Annotated in this window: 11 protein-coding genes; 5 read left to right on the forward strand and 6 right to left on the reverse strand. The window is 42.5% G+C overall.

Annotated features, from left to right (window positions below; all coding sequences use genetic code 11):
• Positions 1-28 precede the first annotated feature (28 nt).
• Entirely contained in the window at positions 29-1195 is a 1167-nt protein-coding gene (locus FA047_RS04985; protein ID WP_169304317.1) for a DUF1735 and LamG domain-containing protein, read from the forward strand.
• Positions 1196-1209: 14 nt separating this feature from the next.
• Entirely contained in the window at positions 1210-2217 is a 1008-nt protein-coding gene (locus FA047_RS04990) for a BT_3987 domain-containing protein (protein WP_169304318.1), read from the forward strand.
• Between the two features lie 54 nt (positions 2218-2271).
• Here FA047_RS04990 and FA047_RS04995 read toward each other — a convergent pair whose 3' ends face one another.
• Positions 2272-2985: a YdeI/OmpD-associated family protein gene (locus tag FA047_RS04995; RefSeq protein ID WP_136834864.1), complete on the reverse strand. Its 714-nt coding sequence runs from the start codon at positions 2983-2985 to the stop codon at positions 2272-2274.
• A 34-nt stretch (positions 2986-3019) separates the two neighbouring features.
• On the opposite strand from FA047_RS04995, the gene FA047_RS05000 reads away from it, so the two are divergent.
• The gene (locus tag FA047_RS05000; RefSeq protein ID WP_136834865.1) at positions 3020-6208 is read left to right on the forward strand and encodes a glycoside hydrolase family 2 TIM barrel-domain containing protein; all 3189 of its coding nucleotides are present in this window, start codon (positions 3020-3022) and stop codon (positions 6206-6208) included.
• Here FA047_RS05000 and FA047_RS05005 read toward each other — a convergent pair whose 3' ends face one another.
• The gene (locus tag FA047_RS05005) at positions 6209-6739 is read right to left on the reverse strand and encodes an RNA methyltransferase (protein ID WP_136834866.1); all 531 of its coding nucleotides are present in this window, start codon (positions 6737-6739) and stop codon (positions 6209-6211) included. It lies immediately after the preceding gene.
• Between the two features lie 144 nt (positions 6740-6883).
• On the reverse strand, positions 6884-8035 hold the full coding sequence (locus FA047_RS05010) for a galactokinase (RefSeq protein ID WP_136834867.1): 1152 nt from the start codon (positions 8033-8035) through the stop codon (positions 6884-6886).
• A gap of 163 nt (positions 8036-8198) precedes the next feature.
• Between FA047_RS05010 and FA047_RS05015 the strand changes: the two genes are divergently transcribed.
• Complete coding sequence (locus tag FA047_RS05015) at positions 8199-9236, forward strand: aldose epimerase family protein (protein WP_136834868.1); 1038 nt, start codon at positions 8199-8201, stop codon at positions 9234-9236.
• A gap of 306 nt (positions 9237-9542) precedes the next feature.
• Positions 9543-10553 carry an LLM class flavin-dependent oxidoreductase gene (locus FA047_RS05020; RefSeq protein WP_136834869.1) on the forward strand — a complete coding sequence of 337 codons (1011 nt, stop codon included), beginning with the start codon at positions 9543-9545 and terminating at the stop codon, positions 10551-10553.
• 56 nt (positions 10554-10609) lie between these two features.
• Here the strand turns inward: FA047_RS05020 and FA047_RS05025 are convergent, their stop codons facing one another.
• The 3 genes from FA047_RS05025 to FA047_RS05035 all read right to left on the reverse strand — a co-directional run bounded on the left by FA047_RS05025 (position 10610) and on the right by FA047_RS05035 (position 16313).
• Positions 10610-11665: a phytase gene (locus FA047_RS05025; protein WP_136834870.1), complete on the reverse strand. Its 1056-nt coding sequence runs from the start codon at positions 11663-11665 to the stop codon at positions 10610-10612.
• 6 nt (positions 11666-11671) lie between these two features.
• Complete coding sequence (locus FA047_RS05030) at positions 11672-14494, reverse strand: TonB-dependent receptor (protein ID WP_136834871.1); 2823 nt, start codon at positions 14492-14494, stop codon at positions 11672-11674.
• Between the two features lie 208 nt (positions 14495-14702).
• Positions 14703-16313 carry a tetratricopeptide repeat protein gene (locus tag FA047_RS05035; RefSeq protein WP_136834872.1) on the reverse strand — a complete coding sequence of 537 codons (1611 nt, stop codon included), beginning with the start codon at positions 16311-16313 and terminating at the stop codon, positions 14703-14705.
• Between the last annotated feature and the right edge of the window lie 150 nt (positions 16314-16463).

Consider the following 16463-nt stretch of genomic DNA (forward strand, 5'->3'; position numbering starts at 1 on the left):
ATTATTTTATAATTTAAAATAAATGAAAATGAAGAAATTAACATACAATTCCAAACTTTCCGCCCTTGTGATGCTTTGCGCAGTCGTGATGGCGTTCAGTGCCTGTCAGAAAAGTACAACATTTAAAGATGTCATTCTGATCACAGGAACAGAGGAAAACAAACTCGTTAAGTTTACTGTAGAAGGCGTTCCTTCCAGTTATGCAGTTACTGCTACGGCCACAGATAAAGTACAAAGTGAAGTTAGCGTTTCTTTTGAGGTAGATACCACTCTGGTTGCTGCCTACAATGAAGAAATGTCGGCCAAGTATTTTGCGCTGCCAAAAGGAAGCTATGAAATGGTAGGCAGCAATGCGGTCATTAAGGCAGGAACTAACGTTTCAGATGCCGTTACGGTCTACATCAGGTCTGTAGATAAATTTGTGGATGGAAGAACTTACATTCTTCCGGTAACCATTAAAAACGTAAGCGGTTCAATGTCCGTTCTGGAAGCATCGCGTACCATTTACCTGAAAGTAGCCAGGGTGATAGATTTCAAATCCATTGACATCTCTAACCCTAATTTTTACCACCCATATGCATTTGCTCAGCCAGTAAACAATGTTACCAAGTTTACTTATGAGATTAAATGCTACATCAATGACTGGCATCCGGGAAGCAACCAGATCAGTCGTCTGAGCAATTGGGGGCCTGTTGATGAATCCTTGCCGAACCTTTTGCGTTTTGGTGAAGCGGGAAGTAAGATCAATCAGTTGCAGTGGGTATCTGCTGAAGGCAGTGTATTCTCTAAAACCGAATTTGCGACTAAGACGTGGTATACTATATCTTGTGTGTACGATGGCAGTACTTATAAAATGTACGTAAACGGCAAGTTTGATTCAGGTTTTGATGGCGCAGGCAAAGTGTATCAGTTGGGTGCATTGGAAATCGGAATGTCTTATTCGGGATATCAGACCGCCCAACGCTTTTTAGGCCGTGTAGCCGAAATCCGTTTCTGGGACCGACCGCTTTCCCCAACGGAAATTCAGGAAGGAATCTGCGGTGTAGACGTGGCGGCAAGTGGTCTGGTAGGTTACTGGAAGATGAATGAAGGTGAGGGAAATACTTTCTTTGACCGTACCGGAAACGGGCGTAATATGGTTTGGCCAAAGTCTACCATATGGAATTCAGATAGTTTTAATAAATGTGCGCAATAAAATTAGATAAGAAGATGAAGAGCTCAAAAATTCTTAGAAATAAATATACAGCATTGTTTGTGCTTGCAGCAAGCATGTTTGTTTCCTGCAGCAAGGAAAAAACATTTGACTTCAATGGAGATAGCGTCAACCGGGTATATTTTAATATAGGCAGCTATACAGTTAAAAACTACAATGGCTATGCCTTTTCAATTAAACATACACCGATAGGTAGTGTTGGTGACGACATTAAAGCGGCATTTCCTGCCGGTATCACACAGGAAGCTCCTGAAAATGTGAAGGTTTCCTATGCAATAGACAATTCCCTAATTCAAGCCTACAATGCTGAAAAAGGAACAAGCTATGTTGCTATTCCTGCTGGCATTCTGGACGTGAGTACAGCAGAGTTAACTATTCCTAAGGGAAGAATGAATTCAACGGATTCATTGAAAATCGCTGTGCCTAAAGAAAAAATGTCGCAGCTAACTGCCGCTGGTTATTTGGTTCCGCTAAAGATTACGTCTGTAAATGGCGCCAAAAATACCGAGGTAAGTACCAATGCGAATACGGTTTATGTGGTGATTAGTACTAAACAGACCAATCTTTATGACGCGCCAGTGGCGGCAGATGTGACAGGTGCGTTAAATGCCGTTAGAACAGGGTGGACTGCAACACTTGATGCTACCTTAACTTCTGGTTCACTGCCGAATATGTTTGATGCCGGAACAAATACCAGCTGGTACATAACACCGGCTAAAAGTGTGAATCTTGTGGTAAATATGAACGGTTCCATAACAGGAATAACAGCTGTTCGTTTCCATACTTCCAGTACCAATTACTACCTGACCACAGCAAATGTATCTACAAGTGCAGATGGAGTGACCTGGGTTTCTCAAGGCACTGCATTGTTTTCTATAATAAATGCTTACCAGTACATTAAATTCTATGCACCGGTAACGGCACGATATATAAAGCTTGAGGTTACGGGATGGAGAGCAGGATCAGCTAGGATCCAATTTACTGATTTTAATATATACAGGTAAGGGATATCAGTTGATAACAAAAAAGGCTGCCTTAGACAGCCTTTTTTGTTAAGTTCATTTCATAGTCGGGTTTTTCTTGCCGGTCAACAGCATCTCCAGGGTTTTCTGCAATCTGTTCACGCGGGTGGCTTCTTGTTTTGCGGTTAGTATCCAGAGAACATATTCCTTTTTATGTGAATATGCCAGAGACTCGAAAAAAGCCGAAGCTTCCGGGTGCTGAAGAAATAACCTACCCAGGTCAGGAGGTACTGTTACCTTTTTATGCTCAACATCGATAAATTCTGCAAACTCATTCTTCCTGATCTCATTATTTCCAACACCAGAAGTTTTTACACTGCCTTTGGGCTTAATTCTGATTCCTGTCCAGGTATCGTCAATAGAAGCGGAAGCACATGGTGTTAAGTTGTATGCATCAAGCTCAATCCATTTCTCCATTTTCAAATCACTTACTATACCTGAACTTTTTTTAGGATAGGCAATCCAGACAATTGCCTTGTCCCTGATCTTCGGCCCCCATGCGGACAATTGCTGAGTCAGCTCCCGGCTGTCTTTTACGAATACCAATAGTCCATCAAATAGCTCATGTGTTTGTTGAAGAATTTCAATTGAAGAACTGTCACCCAGTACATCAGCAACGTTATCTGGTTCGTTTACAAGCAGGATCTTGAATGCGGGTTTAAAATTCAGTTTTTTTAATAAAGGGTTCTCCATAGTGGTTGATGATTTAGAAATCATAAGATTGTCCAGTAAAATAATTATTCTTTCCATTTTTTACGCAATACCTGATGATTAATTTTAGCCTATGAATTTACGATCCGTTGCAGGTAAGCTTGCGAGCAGCTTACTACTATTTTTATTTTTCACAGGAAGTGCCTTTTCTCAGAAGCAAATCTCTTTGCAGGGAATGTGGAAATTCCGTTTAGACCAAGATAAGCAATTTGATGCTGCTGTAAAACTGCCGGGAACAACAGACCAGGCACAAAAAGGAACTAAGACCTCAGGTCCGGATTACGGAATCCTTTCCCGGGCATATAAATATGTTGGTCCGGCCTGGTACAGTCGCGAGATCAATGTTCCTGCCGGATGGAAAGGTAAAGACATCCAATTGTTTTTGGAACGGGTGATGTGGGAGTCGCAGGTTTTTGTTGACGATAAACCAATAGGGACACAGGACGCGCTCGCCGTGCCTCATGTCCATTTGCTGGGTAAACTAACACCAGGCAAGCACAAACTTACCTTGCGTATTAATAATGATCTGATCTATAACATAGGCGATAAGGGCCACGTATATACAGAATATACCCAAAGCATCTGGAATGGAGTGGTAGGCAAGATAGAACTTCAGGTACGTGAAAATACCCGAATAGAAAACTTACAGGTATACCCTGATGCCAAAAGTAAAATAGTTAAGCTGAAGCTTAAAGTTGCGAATGCAGCACCGACAAACGTCAATTATGCGATTACAGATTTACAGACCGGCAAAAACGTATTTAAAAAGCAGCTTCAACTTACCGGCCAACAAGCGCAGGATCAAACTTTAAATCTGGATTTCCCGATTAAGCTGTGGGACGAATTTACGCCCAACCGTTACCGGATTTCGGCAACACTGCAAAATAGCGATGCGGTATCTTCTGATTTCGGCTTCAGAAATATCTCCCATACCAGTTCGAAGATCATGATCAATGACGCGCCGGTATTTATGCGTGGCAACCTGGATTGTGTACATTTTCCACTTACCGGCTATCCGCCATGCGATGTTGCCGAATGGGAACGCATATTTAAAATCTATAAATCTTATGGACTCAACCATGTGAGGTTCCATTCATGGTGCCCGCCGGAGGAGGCTTTTGAAGCTGCCGATAAATTGGGTATATATATTCAGGCAGAAACTATATGGATCGACTGGTGGATGACTAGTCCGCCGAAAGACAGGCCCGACATGCTTACAAAAGGGCTTCCTGAAGGGTTGGGTAAAAATCCTTCTGCCGATAAATTCGTACAGGCAGAATTACAGCGCATACTGGATGCCTATGGAAATCACCCTTCATTTACCATGCTTTGCATCGGTAATGAACTTGGGAATTCAGATTTCGACGTGATGCAAGAGTGGATCAAAAAGCTTAAAAATGGCGATAACAGACGCTTATACGCTGTTTCAACTGCAAGAAAGATCATGCCTGTAGATGATTTCAGCGTTACACATAACATTCCCGGCATTGGTGGTACCTATGGACTACAGGGCGCTAAAACAGATTACGACCTGGAAAAAAACTATTCCAGAAGTACCATTCCGATCATTGCCCATGAAGTAGGTCAGTTTCCGGTATATCCATTGTGGTCGGAAATCAATAAATATACTGGAGTCCTAAAAGCAAGGAATCTGGAGCAATGCAGACAGTCGGCAATAAGCAACGGCATACTGAACCGTGATGTAGATTTTCACAACGCCAGCGGGGCATTGCAAAAAGTTCTGTATAAAGGATTCATTGAAAACTTCTACAGAACACCTTCATGTGCCGGTTTTGAAATGCTGAGTATGCAGGATTATCAAGGTCAAGGCGAGGCACTGGTAGGCTGGCTTGATGCTTTTTATGATGATAAAGGGACAACATCAGCAGCGTATTTCAAACAATACAACAACCATGTAGTGCCTCTGGCAAGATTCAAAAACTTTGTTTGGCAGAATACGGAAACCTTCAGCGCCAAATTACAGGTAACCAATTATGGTGCAAAGGATTTGACGAATGCTGTGAAATGGGAACTTGTGGATGGCAAAAAGCAGATTCTGGCACAAGGAACCACGGCGCCTGTTTTAATAAAAAGAGGAGAGGTTAAGGATATAGAAGAGATAAAAGCGTCTCTTGCTAATATCAACCAAGCACAATCACTGACTTTGAAAGTGAGCCTGCCAGGTACGGCATACCACAACGATTGGTCACTTTGGGTTTATCCTGCACAGTTACCTGTAGCGCCTGTTTCAGCCGTTACAGAAACAGATAAGCTGGATGATGCAACGCTGGATGCCTTAGAAAAAGGAGGTACTGTATTGGTTTATGCAGCAAAACTGGGTAAGCCTGAAGCTTTCAGGACGATATTTTTCTCACCTTTATTTTGGTCTAATGTATTCTTTCCTGGACAGGAAAACACTACCCTGGGCTCTGTTATAGACGCTAAACATGCTGCTCTTCGCGATTTCCCGACAGACACATATTCGGATTGGCAGTGGGAATCCATCAGCCGGGGCAGGTCATTTAAACTGGCAGACTGGCCGGCAGAAATGCAGCCGATTATACAACCAATCAGTGATTTTCACATTAATGAGAAGCTGGGTTCTTTGATGGAGTGCCGCGTAGGTAAAGGACGTTTGCTGATTTGCGGATATGATATAGCTGATAGTAAAAATCCTGTTGGAAAGCAACTTAAATATAGTCTGTTAAAGTATTTAAACAGCAACGAATTTAATCCAAAGGTACAGATTGATACTGCCATGCTTAGGAAAACTTTTCCGTTGATCAAACAGGCAGAAAGCAAAATCCCGGTTCCCGCGGAATTTGAAAATGCTTTGTTGTATGTAAAAGCCGGAAGCAATGTGCCAAAGGAGGGCGGACAATACAATTATAACAGAAGGAGCGATGCATCGGTATTAACCCGCAATACGAAATTTAACACTAAAGGGGTAGAGGCTGTATGGCGCTGGGACAATAATGCCGCATGGTTTGGTAAATCTATGGAGATCGAGATCAATCCACCGCAGGGAGTGATTGGAGAACTTTACATTCACTTTGCCGACTGGAACAATGAATCAAGAGACGCAGCTATCTGGTTAGAAGGCAGAGAGTTTACTACCGGAAAGCTCGATAAAACCGGTAAGTGGATAAAACTATTTGTGATGCGTGAAGATACGAATGATGGTAAACTGATCCTTCGTGTGAATTCCCTTGCAGGTAGTAATGCAATGATTGATGAACTCGTATTGGTAGAAAAGAAATAGTTACAACCTCAGTTTCGCAAAGAAATCCCACAAGACTATACCGGCAGAAATCGTGATATTAAACGAATGCTTGGTGCCGAATTGTGGGATTTCTATGCATTCGTCTATTTGCTTCATCACCTCATCGGCCACGCCATTTACCTCATTACCAAATATCAGAGCGTATTTTTTATTCTTAGCAGGCTCAAAAGTGTTCAGCATGGCACTGCCCGAGGCCTGTTCTATAGCGATGATCTCATAACCATCATTTCTCAACGAAACCACTGCATCAGACGTAGTCTCAAAATGCTGCCAGGATACAGATTGGGTAGCACCTAAAGCCGTTTTCTCGATCTCACGGTGAGGTGGTTGTGCGGTAATGCCGCATAAGCAGATGCCTTCAACCGAAAACCCATCACTGGTGCGGAATATAGATCCGATATTGTGCATGCTGCGCACATTGTCCAATACGACAACGACCGGAAGTTTTTCCTGCTCTTTAAATTCCGCTATACTAACGCGGTTGAGTTCATCTAATTTTAATTTCTGCATGTTATTTTGTTCCTAGCAATAGTTGGTACTATAGTTTGCACGATAGTTAACAGTACCTTTTTAAAGGCCTTTCAGTCCGCAAAGTTATTATTTAAATTTTTGAAGCGCTATCACCAATAAAAATTCTTAAAGAAATGCTACCAATTAAATTCTGGACGAACCATTGCCAATCTCGCTAATGTAAATCGCGGCAGGATAACCAATACGCTCCACATAGTAATCTGTAAGTTGCTTCGCAAAGTCTTCTTCCTGTCCTTTTTTAAGCAAGGCAATAGCGCAGCCGCCAAAACCAGCGCCTGTCATTCGTGCTCCAATCACATGCTCATAATCCTTGCAAAAATCAACCACGGCATCCAATTCGGCACCGGTAACTTCATAAAGATCCTTTAGAGACTGGTGGGAAGCATACATCAGACGACCGAATTCGGTTAAATTTCCTTCATTTAAAGCTTTTGCAGCATGATTTACTCTGTCATTCTCTTTAATCACGTGAGTAGCCCTTCTTAATACCGATTCATCGGTAATCAGATGACTATGCAGGGCAAACTTCTCAGCATTTAGTTCACATAGATTATGCAGCTTAATCTCCTGATTTAGTTGAGCTAAAGCAGTCTGACATTCAGCAACCCTTTCATTGTATTTAGACTCAGCCAGCTTACGTGGCTTATTCGTATTGATGATGGCCAGGGAATAATCTCCCAGGTTACAATCCACTATTTTATACTTTAAATTATCACAGTTGAGTACGATGGCTTTGTCAGTCTCACCGAATGCTACTGCAAACTGGTCCATGATGCCACAGTTTACCCCAATAAACTCATTTTCTACTTTCTGAGCAAGCAAGGGAAGCTCAATTTTTTCATAACCTAACTTGAAATAATCATTTAATGCATAAGCCATTGCAACTTCTATAGAGGCAGAAGAGGATAGCCCAGAACCAATAGGAATATTACCATAGAACAACAGGTCCAGCCCGGTAGGCAAGGTATGTTTCTTTAATATCTCATTGAAAACACCCAGCGGATAATTGAACCATTCCGGACCAGTCTTTTCGTAAGCAGATTTCAGTTCAATAGTCGCTTCTTCCTCAAAATTTATACTTTTAAACCTGATTACATTATCGTTATTCGGAGCCATAAGCAACCATGTTCCTAAAGTAACCGCACAAGGCATCACCAAACCTCCGTTATAATCAATATGCTCACCGATTAAATTTACACGACCCGGGGTAAAATAATGCGCAGTAGGTTCTTGTCCGTATTTCTCTAAGAATTTATTGGTTAATTCCGCTTTCATTGTAATATTTTAAATTATTGTTTAGTTTTATTAAAAGTATTGATACTATTGTTTAGTTGCAATCTATCGGTTCTAAATATACAATTATGAACTGAATCCCATAATGTAAAAAGTACACTAACATATAATTTTAGAACAAATATTACATTTTATATAAACACGAATGAACACAAAGCTAGTTAAGACAGGTAAAGTTATAGATGGCAAGGAAATATTAGGCATAGAGCTGACCAATACAAAAGGATCTTATGTAAAAATATACAATTACGGCGCCATCATCAGTAAATTTATAGTAACGAATAAACTTGGCGAAAAGCAGGATATCGTTTTGGGTTTTGATGAATTTGACCAGTACATTAGTGATGGATACCTAGCTAACTATCCTTATTTTGGCGCCATTATAGGCAGATACGCTAACCGCATTAAGAACGGACGATTTACCATAGACGGACAGGTGCACCAGCTTTCACAGGCAAAAGGAGGTGATTGTTTGCATGGCGGAGATACAGGTTACGACAAGAGGGTATGGGATGTATTATCGACCATAGATCCAAGTGTAACCCTTAGATATGTTAGTCCGGCAGGAGAAGAGCACTTTCCTGGTAACCTAACGACCGAACTTACTTTTAAGCTTACTGATGAAGATGAATTGATACTTGACTTCAAGGCGGTCACTGATGAACCAACTGCAATAAATCTTACCCACCACAGTTATTTTAATTTGTCTCCCGAAGGCGGATCCATCGCCAATCATCACCACAGAATGCCGGCCAGCAATTACCTGGAACAGGACGATAATTACGTAGTAACTGGTAAACTGATCGCGGTAGAGGGAACCAAACATGATTTTCTTGGCGGTAAACCGATAGGTCAGGATTGGGACCCTGAAGAAGGTTATGATCAGACCTATGTACTTGATAAAGAATATCGTGAGTTTACCCTGGCATCTGAAACAACAGAGTCTGCCAGCGGCTTAAAACTATCTGTATACACCACAGAACCTGTAGCACATTTCTATACAGCTAAGTATCTGAATCTGAAACATGGTAAAGGAGGTCGCAACTATGGCCCTTACAATGCTTTCTGCGTGGAAACCCAGCATCATCCAAATGGGATCAATATCCCTTCATTTCCAAGTACAGTGTTGAGACCAGGGGAGACTTATAGTCAGACCACGATTTATAAAGTAGAGCACCAGTAAGGCTTTATAAAGTATTTTTGTTATAAATAAATAGAACGTCTGGTGAAACTTTAGTGAAAGACTACAGAAAGTCTAGTAATGCTGCGCTTATGCGTCGACGATCGTTCGATGATCGTTCGATGTTGCTTCGCTCTGAAGCGGAGATATAGCGAGTAATTTTAGACTGATGTGGGATGAACATCTAAGAGATTGATATCCTGTCAGTGGAGTTTTACCAGACGTTGTATGTAGATTGAAAGTCATATCGCTATGCATCATCCGAAATTGATGAGAATAGGGTGTAATTTTGCATGACTAGCAATTCACATGAAGAAATCACTCAGCAACATACCATATTCAGTTTTAGATTTAGCAACTGTCATACAGGGTAAGACACCAGCAGATACTTTTAAAAAGAGTGCCGATCTGGCCAGACATGTAGAAGATCTTGGGTACACGAGGTATTGGCTTGCAGAGCACCACAACATGATCAGCGTAGCAAGTTCTGCAACTTCGGTGGTCATTGGTCATATCGCCGGCGCTACGAAAACCATAAGAGTGGGTTCTGGAGGTATTATGCTGCCAAATCATTCTCCTTTAGTTATCGCCGAGCAATTTGGTACGCTGGAATCTTTGTATCCAGGACGTATCGATCTGGGGTTAGGAAGGGCACCGGGCACAGATCAGGTGACGGCTATGGCCATCAGAGGAGAACAGCGTTTGCAGGCAGCGCAGAGTTTTCCGCAGGATGTACTGAAGCTGCAGGCCTATTTTTCTTCAGAAAACAGCACGAGCAGTGTAAGGGCAATTCCCGGAGAGGGTTTGGATATTCCGATCTGGATACTGGGTTCAAGTACTGATAGTGCGCATCTTGCTGCCGCATTGGGATTGCCATATGCCTTTGCCAGTCACTTTGCACCAGCACAGTTCCTGACTGCTATAAAGATATACCGGGAGCGTTTTAAACCATCTGAACATTTAAAAGAACCCTACGTTTTGGCCTGCGTAAATGTAGTAGCCGCCGATACAGATGCAGAAGCCAATAAGCTGGCCACCTCTCTATATCAAATGTTTAAAGGGGTGATTTCAGGAAAGCGCCAGCTTTTACAAGCTCCGGTAGATAGTATGGATTTGGTATGGACTGATTATGAAGAGGAACAGGTAAATCAAATGCTGGCCTGTACTTTTGTGGGCAGTAAAGAGACCGTAAAACATGACCTGCAACAATTTCTGGATCAGTGTGGAGTGGATGAGATCATGGCCTCTGCTCACATTTTTGATCACTTTGCCAGACTAAGGTCTTATGAGATTTTATCTGAGGTCTTCAAAGGCATTTAAGCATTGAAAAAGGCGATACAGTTGGGAAAACTGCACCGCCTTTTTGATAAGTTGATTTATTTCTTAGCCGCGTCTATTTTTTGCTTTATATCGCGCCAGTCGTAATAATGGAATACCTTTCCATTGCTCATGGCTACAAATAATCCTTTAGGGTACCTAGGGCCCAGGTTTACATTTGTTACTTCAGATCCGTCGCTTTCTATAGTCGATACCGGTACTTCAGCCAGGAGTTTGTACTCATTAGGATTGGTCGCAGTACCTTCTCTTGGATACACCATGAAGGTATTTTTCTGCTGATTAGATACTAAGATATATCCAGTGTTGATTCCGGTCTTGTAAATGGAGATGCCTTCGTGATCACTTGCGAATCTCTCTTTAGCGAATAGCGCAAGTTCATTATTGCCTTTCGCAGGATCTGCATAGTATTTGTGAACACCAACAGTTTCATCGGAATAATAAATGAAGCCCAACTCATTGTCTACCGCGATGGCTTCTATTTCTTTCTTTCCGCTGTATTTTCCAAATTTACGAACAACTTCGGCCTTTACGCCTCCAGAACGGTTGTCACTCAATTTATATTGCCACAGGTATTGGTTCACAGGGCCTGATTTTCTTCCCACGATCACATAAATACTGCTGTCGGCCGCTGTGTAAAGCGCTACACCCATCGGATCTTTTTCTGTTTCCCCATCAAAGACAGCAATACCTCCATTATCTATAGGAGCCATATCAGGTATGCTATAAATTCTGATCTTATTGGTTTCCCTCTCGGTGGTAACGGCGATATCTAGTTTTTTGCCGTTGATTTTGAGTCCATAAGCGATATCTACGTTATTCGGGCGTTTTAGGTTGCTTACTTTATTGACCATTTTGCCATCCAGATTGTAGACATATAGTCCACCATCAGTTTCTTTGTCTGTTCCGATGATTAAACTTTTGGATGAATCTGTGGGATTGATCCATATTGCCGGGTCATCTGTGTCGTAAAGAACGGTATCTGTGGTCACTACAGGTTTAATGGCGTCGGCAGCAACGATGGTCTGCTTGTCGCCGTTGCAGGCCGCAAAGATCAGTCCGGCTGCTGTTAGTAGTTGATATGTTTTGATATTCATGAGGTTTTATCTGTTAAGGTCAAATTTAAGACCCAGGTTAAATTTACTGCGATAATATTCCATTTGCATGGTTTGGGAAGAGATTCCCTGATAATAACGTAATGGCTGGTTGGTCAGGTTATTGGCCTCGCCAAAGATTCGCCAGTATTTACCGATTACATAGGAGGCGTTGGCATCCAGAAACACTTGCTTGTCGTAGAATCTGTCTTCAAAATCATTGCCGCCCAGTTCGTCTATGTAGTCGGCCGCATAATTGAGTGATAACCTGGCCGAAAACTTTTTATTTTCCCAGGATAGGGAGGCATTGAACATGTGAGGCGTAGTACCCGGCAATGGAATGCCACTACGCAGTTCGCCATCTTCATTGTAAATGCCGGAGGTTTTGGATTTGGTAAAGGTGTAATTGGTATAGATACCGAAACCTTTAAGGAATTTACCAGGCAGAAAATCCAACTGACGCTGCAGTGCAACTTCTAAACCGTAAACTTTTACGCTTTCTCCATTTCTGGCTTGTACCAATGTCCAGTTTTCACCAGCAGGTACGGGATTGGTCATGCCTGGGAATTGCTGGGTAAACTTGCCGGTATTCATGTTTTCATCCCTGTACTGATAGATGAAGTCATCAATGTTTTTGTAGAAAAGCCCCCCCGACAAGATGCCTAACGACTTGAAATAGTATTCGCCCATCAAGTCGTAATTCCAAGAGAAGGATGCCTTCAGGTCTGGATTTCCAGCGTCTATGCGCTCATCATCGATAATGGTGTTGACAAACGGACTCAGCACATAGTAATTTGGGCGGGCAAGGGCAGTAGTAGCCGCAGCTCTGATCACCAGGTTTTCTGTCGGTGTATATTTGAAAGTTAAGCTTGGCAGTATGTTTACGTAGTTGTTTTTTGTGGTTATAACACCTTCCAGCTCTTCTTCGTCTTGTACAAGGTTTCCAGAGTACTTGATCCAGGTCTTTTCTAATCTGGCACCGGCGATCATAGACAATTGGGAACTGAAGTCCTGATCCCAACGTAGATAGGCTGCTAAAATGGTTTCCTTGGCATTATAATTGGCTGCCAGGAATTCGCTGGGATCAGATTCTGCTTCAAACAGATCTGAATTGTTTAACTGCAGTCCACCGAGGAATTCCCTGCTGGCAAAATTTCCTGGTACATATTGAGTACCTGCTTGCCCTTTGTCGCCGCCCCAGAAGCGAATTGATGCGTCTGAAAGTGACTCCAGCCCATCTATCGGAGCGTATTCTATAAAAGAATTGTTCCTGTTTTTATTTTTCAAGCGCAGGCGCCCACCAAAACGAAGCCTTCCTTTTTGTCCCTGAACTAAAGATAAAGGAGTTCTGAAGTCCAGCCTGGTGGCCAGCTCATTTTCCTTGGTCTCATCTGTGTTTTCTGTGATTTTATCCAGTTCATAGTCGCTCAGTTCAGGTTGGGTAGTACTGGTTAGAAAAGGAGATCTAGGAGTACCAAAATCCTTGTTCAAATTGAAGCTTTCGGTTTCAAACTCAATGTAACGTTCGTTTGGACGGTATTCTCTTGCTGTAGAATAGCTCAATCCCCAGTGCATGTCTAGTTTAGGTCCCAGCAGGTGATCCCCGTTGATGGAGTAGTTTTGCACGCGTTGATCCTCCAGACGAGCATTGTCGACCCGGTTGCTATTGATGCCTCCCTTGGTTTCCCTATTCAGCACCCCTTCATATCCAGTAATGTTATCATTTGCATCGTAGATGGGTTCTACGTCTTTATAAGTAAATCTGTACCTGTTTTCTTTATCGTCGCGCCAGTTGTACATCGCATTTAAAGTAATCTGGTGCTTGTCACTGAATTTAAAATCCAATGCTGTGGCGATGCTACTGCGCACACGAAGGACGTCATACTTACGGATGTCTTGTTCTCCTATAAAGGTGTTGCCAAAATCGTCTTTTTTCCAGACAGCTTCTACGTTATCAGAACCATAATTGTGATGGTTGTAGGAACCGCTGACAACGATACCCAGGCGATTTTCCAGAAACCTGTTTCCATAGACCAATCCGGCATTATAAAGAGGTTTTTCACGTATGGGCGCATATCCACCTGAAAAAGTAGCAGATATCCGCTGGCCGTTTGGTGTAGCTCTGGTGATCAGGTTTACAGATCCGCCGATGGCATCGGCATCCATATCAGGAGTTAGCGTTTTGTTGACTTCGATGGTTTGAATCATGTCTGAAGGTATCAAGTCCATCTGTACACGTCTGTTGTCGCCTTCGGCAGATGGAATCCTATCGCCGTTAAGTGTTACAGAACTTAACTCAGGTGCCAGTCCGCGGATGATGATGTTACGGGCTTCGCCCTGGTCATTTTGCATGGTCACCCCGGGGATACGTTTTAATGCATCGCCGATGTTGGCATCCGGAAAGCGGCCTACCTGATCTGCAGATACGATGTTTGAAATGTTCAATTTGCTTTTTTGCACGTTCAGTGCCTTGGCTTGTCCACGGAGGCGATCGCCCATGATGACGACCTCTTTACCGATGATGGTAGCCTCATTCATGATTACGTCCGTAGATACAGCCTTGTTTTTGATCACGGTAATAGGGCTACTGTAACTGTTGTAGCCGATGTAACTCACCGTGAGTGTGTACTGACCAACCGGAACGTTCAGAAACTGGAACTTGCCGTATGTGTCTGAAATGGTGTGCAGATTGCCCGGTTCCAGTCGCAGTACTGCGCCGGGTAGTGAGAGATTTTGCATGTCTGTAACCTTGCCGGTAAGCAGGCCTTTCTGCGCAAAGGCTATGGCATTACAGCAGGTCATGATGATGGCGAAAAATAGAATTTTCTTCATGTGAGTTAGTGATTTTTGTTTGTTGCCGCAAGGTGTCACTGTTGCCGGAGGGATACAAATTTCTGTTGTTATTAAAAGTATACAAGTCGACTTTTAGCGTATATAGAAAGTTAACTTATAATCTTAAGTGCTTGTTTATTAGTATCTTGTGTTGATTTAAATATCCGTTATCTAATTGTTAACGAAAGGTTTACTTAATGTTGGCCGCTCATATTGATTGTAAAAAGGCTACAAGATTTTCTCCTTGGTCGAGGTTGAGCTTTTTGCGGAGGCGATACCTGGCTATGCGCAGACTGTCTTGTGATATGGCCAACATGGAGGCCGTGTCCCCAGAATCCATGTTCATCTTCAGCAATGAAATCAACTTTAGGTCTGTGCTGGTGAGTCCAGGGAAACGACGGTTGAGCTTATCAAAAAAGGAATGATGTATTTTCTCAAACAATTGCCTGAACTCCAGCCAGTAACTGTCATTGTTGAAATTGAGGTTGATCTGCTGGATCACTTGTCGGAGTTGCTTTTTCTGGTCACGCTTTTCATCTTTAATAATCTCTTCCAATTGGTGTTTAAGATTTTCCAGCAATTGGTTTTTTTGGATAACGTGAAGCACCTGAGTACTGAGTTCCTTGGAGCGGGCCTCTATATCAAATTTTAGTTGTGTTTCTTCCATCTTTTGGTTTCGAAGGTCGGCTTCCATAAGCTGGCGCTGTGTTTCGAGGTTTTCGAGTTTGATGCGCTGGCGGCTGAGGATCAGCAATACGGAAAATACCAATAACAGGGTGACCACTATAGCGGCAATGATGATGATGCTATTGATTTTTCTGGCATTTTGCAGTTCCCTGATTTCATTGTTCTTTCTTTCTACATCGTTCAGTGCTTGTATAAAGGCCATTTGTTTGTTGCCTTCCATAGAATAAATCTGTAGCAGACAGGCGCGGGATTCCTCTGAATAGGTATATGCCAGATCATTTTTTCTCATCAGGTGATAGGTCTTGGCAATGTCGCGGTAGGCGGAGTTGGTCTGGTACATTTCATCCTGTTTTTTTGCCTGGGCTAGAACCTCGAAATATTGCTGAAGCGCTTTTTCATATCTATTGGTCTTGCGGTAGATGTCGCCAATGTTGTTGCCCACTTCCAGAGAAGCAATATCTTCCCCGGTTTCCCGATACAACTGGAGTGCCGATTGGAAATAGGACATAGACTGCTCGTACCTTGCAAGGTCTTCATATATGCTGCCCAGATTTTCATAGGCCTTCGCCATTCCGGCTTTGTCGGCAATAGCCGAATAAAGCTTAAGTGCACGCTGCTGATAGTCGAAAGCTGCTTTGTATTGTTGCTTCTTTTCAAGAAGATGACCCATTTTTGCCAGGGTGGTCGCGATTCCCTGCTGGTCTTTAAGTTTTCGAAATATGACCATTGCTTCCTTGTAGCACTTGCCAGACTGAACAGTATCTCTGTTGTAATAATGCAGGGTGCCTAATTCTAAATAATTGTAAGCCAGTAATTTGTTGTCTTTGGTTTTCTCAAATAATTTTGCCGCGTCGATGTAATATTCTAGCGCGCGCTTATAATGGCCCAGGTGGTAACAAAGCTCAGCCATCTTTCTTAGACTTAGTGCCTGTGCGGCTAAGTCGCCATTGGCAGCATGCACTGCACTTTCTTTTTTAAGTTGCAGGAACAGCAAATCTGGTTTGCTGAATTTTTTCATTTCCTTACCGCCGGATACGAAGTCGTCTTTGATTTCTTGAGCCATCACAACAGGCCCCGAAACGAGAAATAGCCAGAGGAGGATAGTTAAAGAAATAGGGGTACTACATTTCATATGATTACAAAGAAATGATCCGGATGTTAATTAAACGTTAATTTAAGTAGGTAATACAGAGGATGTAAGCTATTTAAGCCTACACTTTTTCGATTGAAAAGCACCTTAATGTGTAACACAGATGCTGTAAAGGCACTATATTTGGTCCGA

It is taken from the genome of Pedobacter frigoris (assembly GCF_005116445.1).
Taxonomy (GTDB): Bacteria; Bacteroidota; Bacteroidia; order Sphingobacteriales; family Sphingobacteriaceae; genus Pedobacter; species Pedobacter frigoris.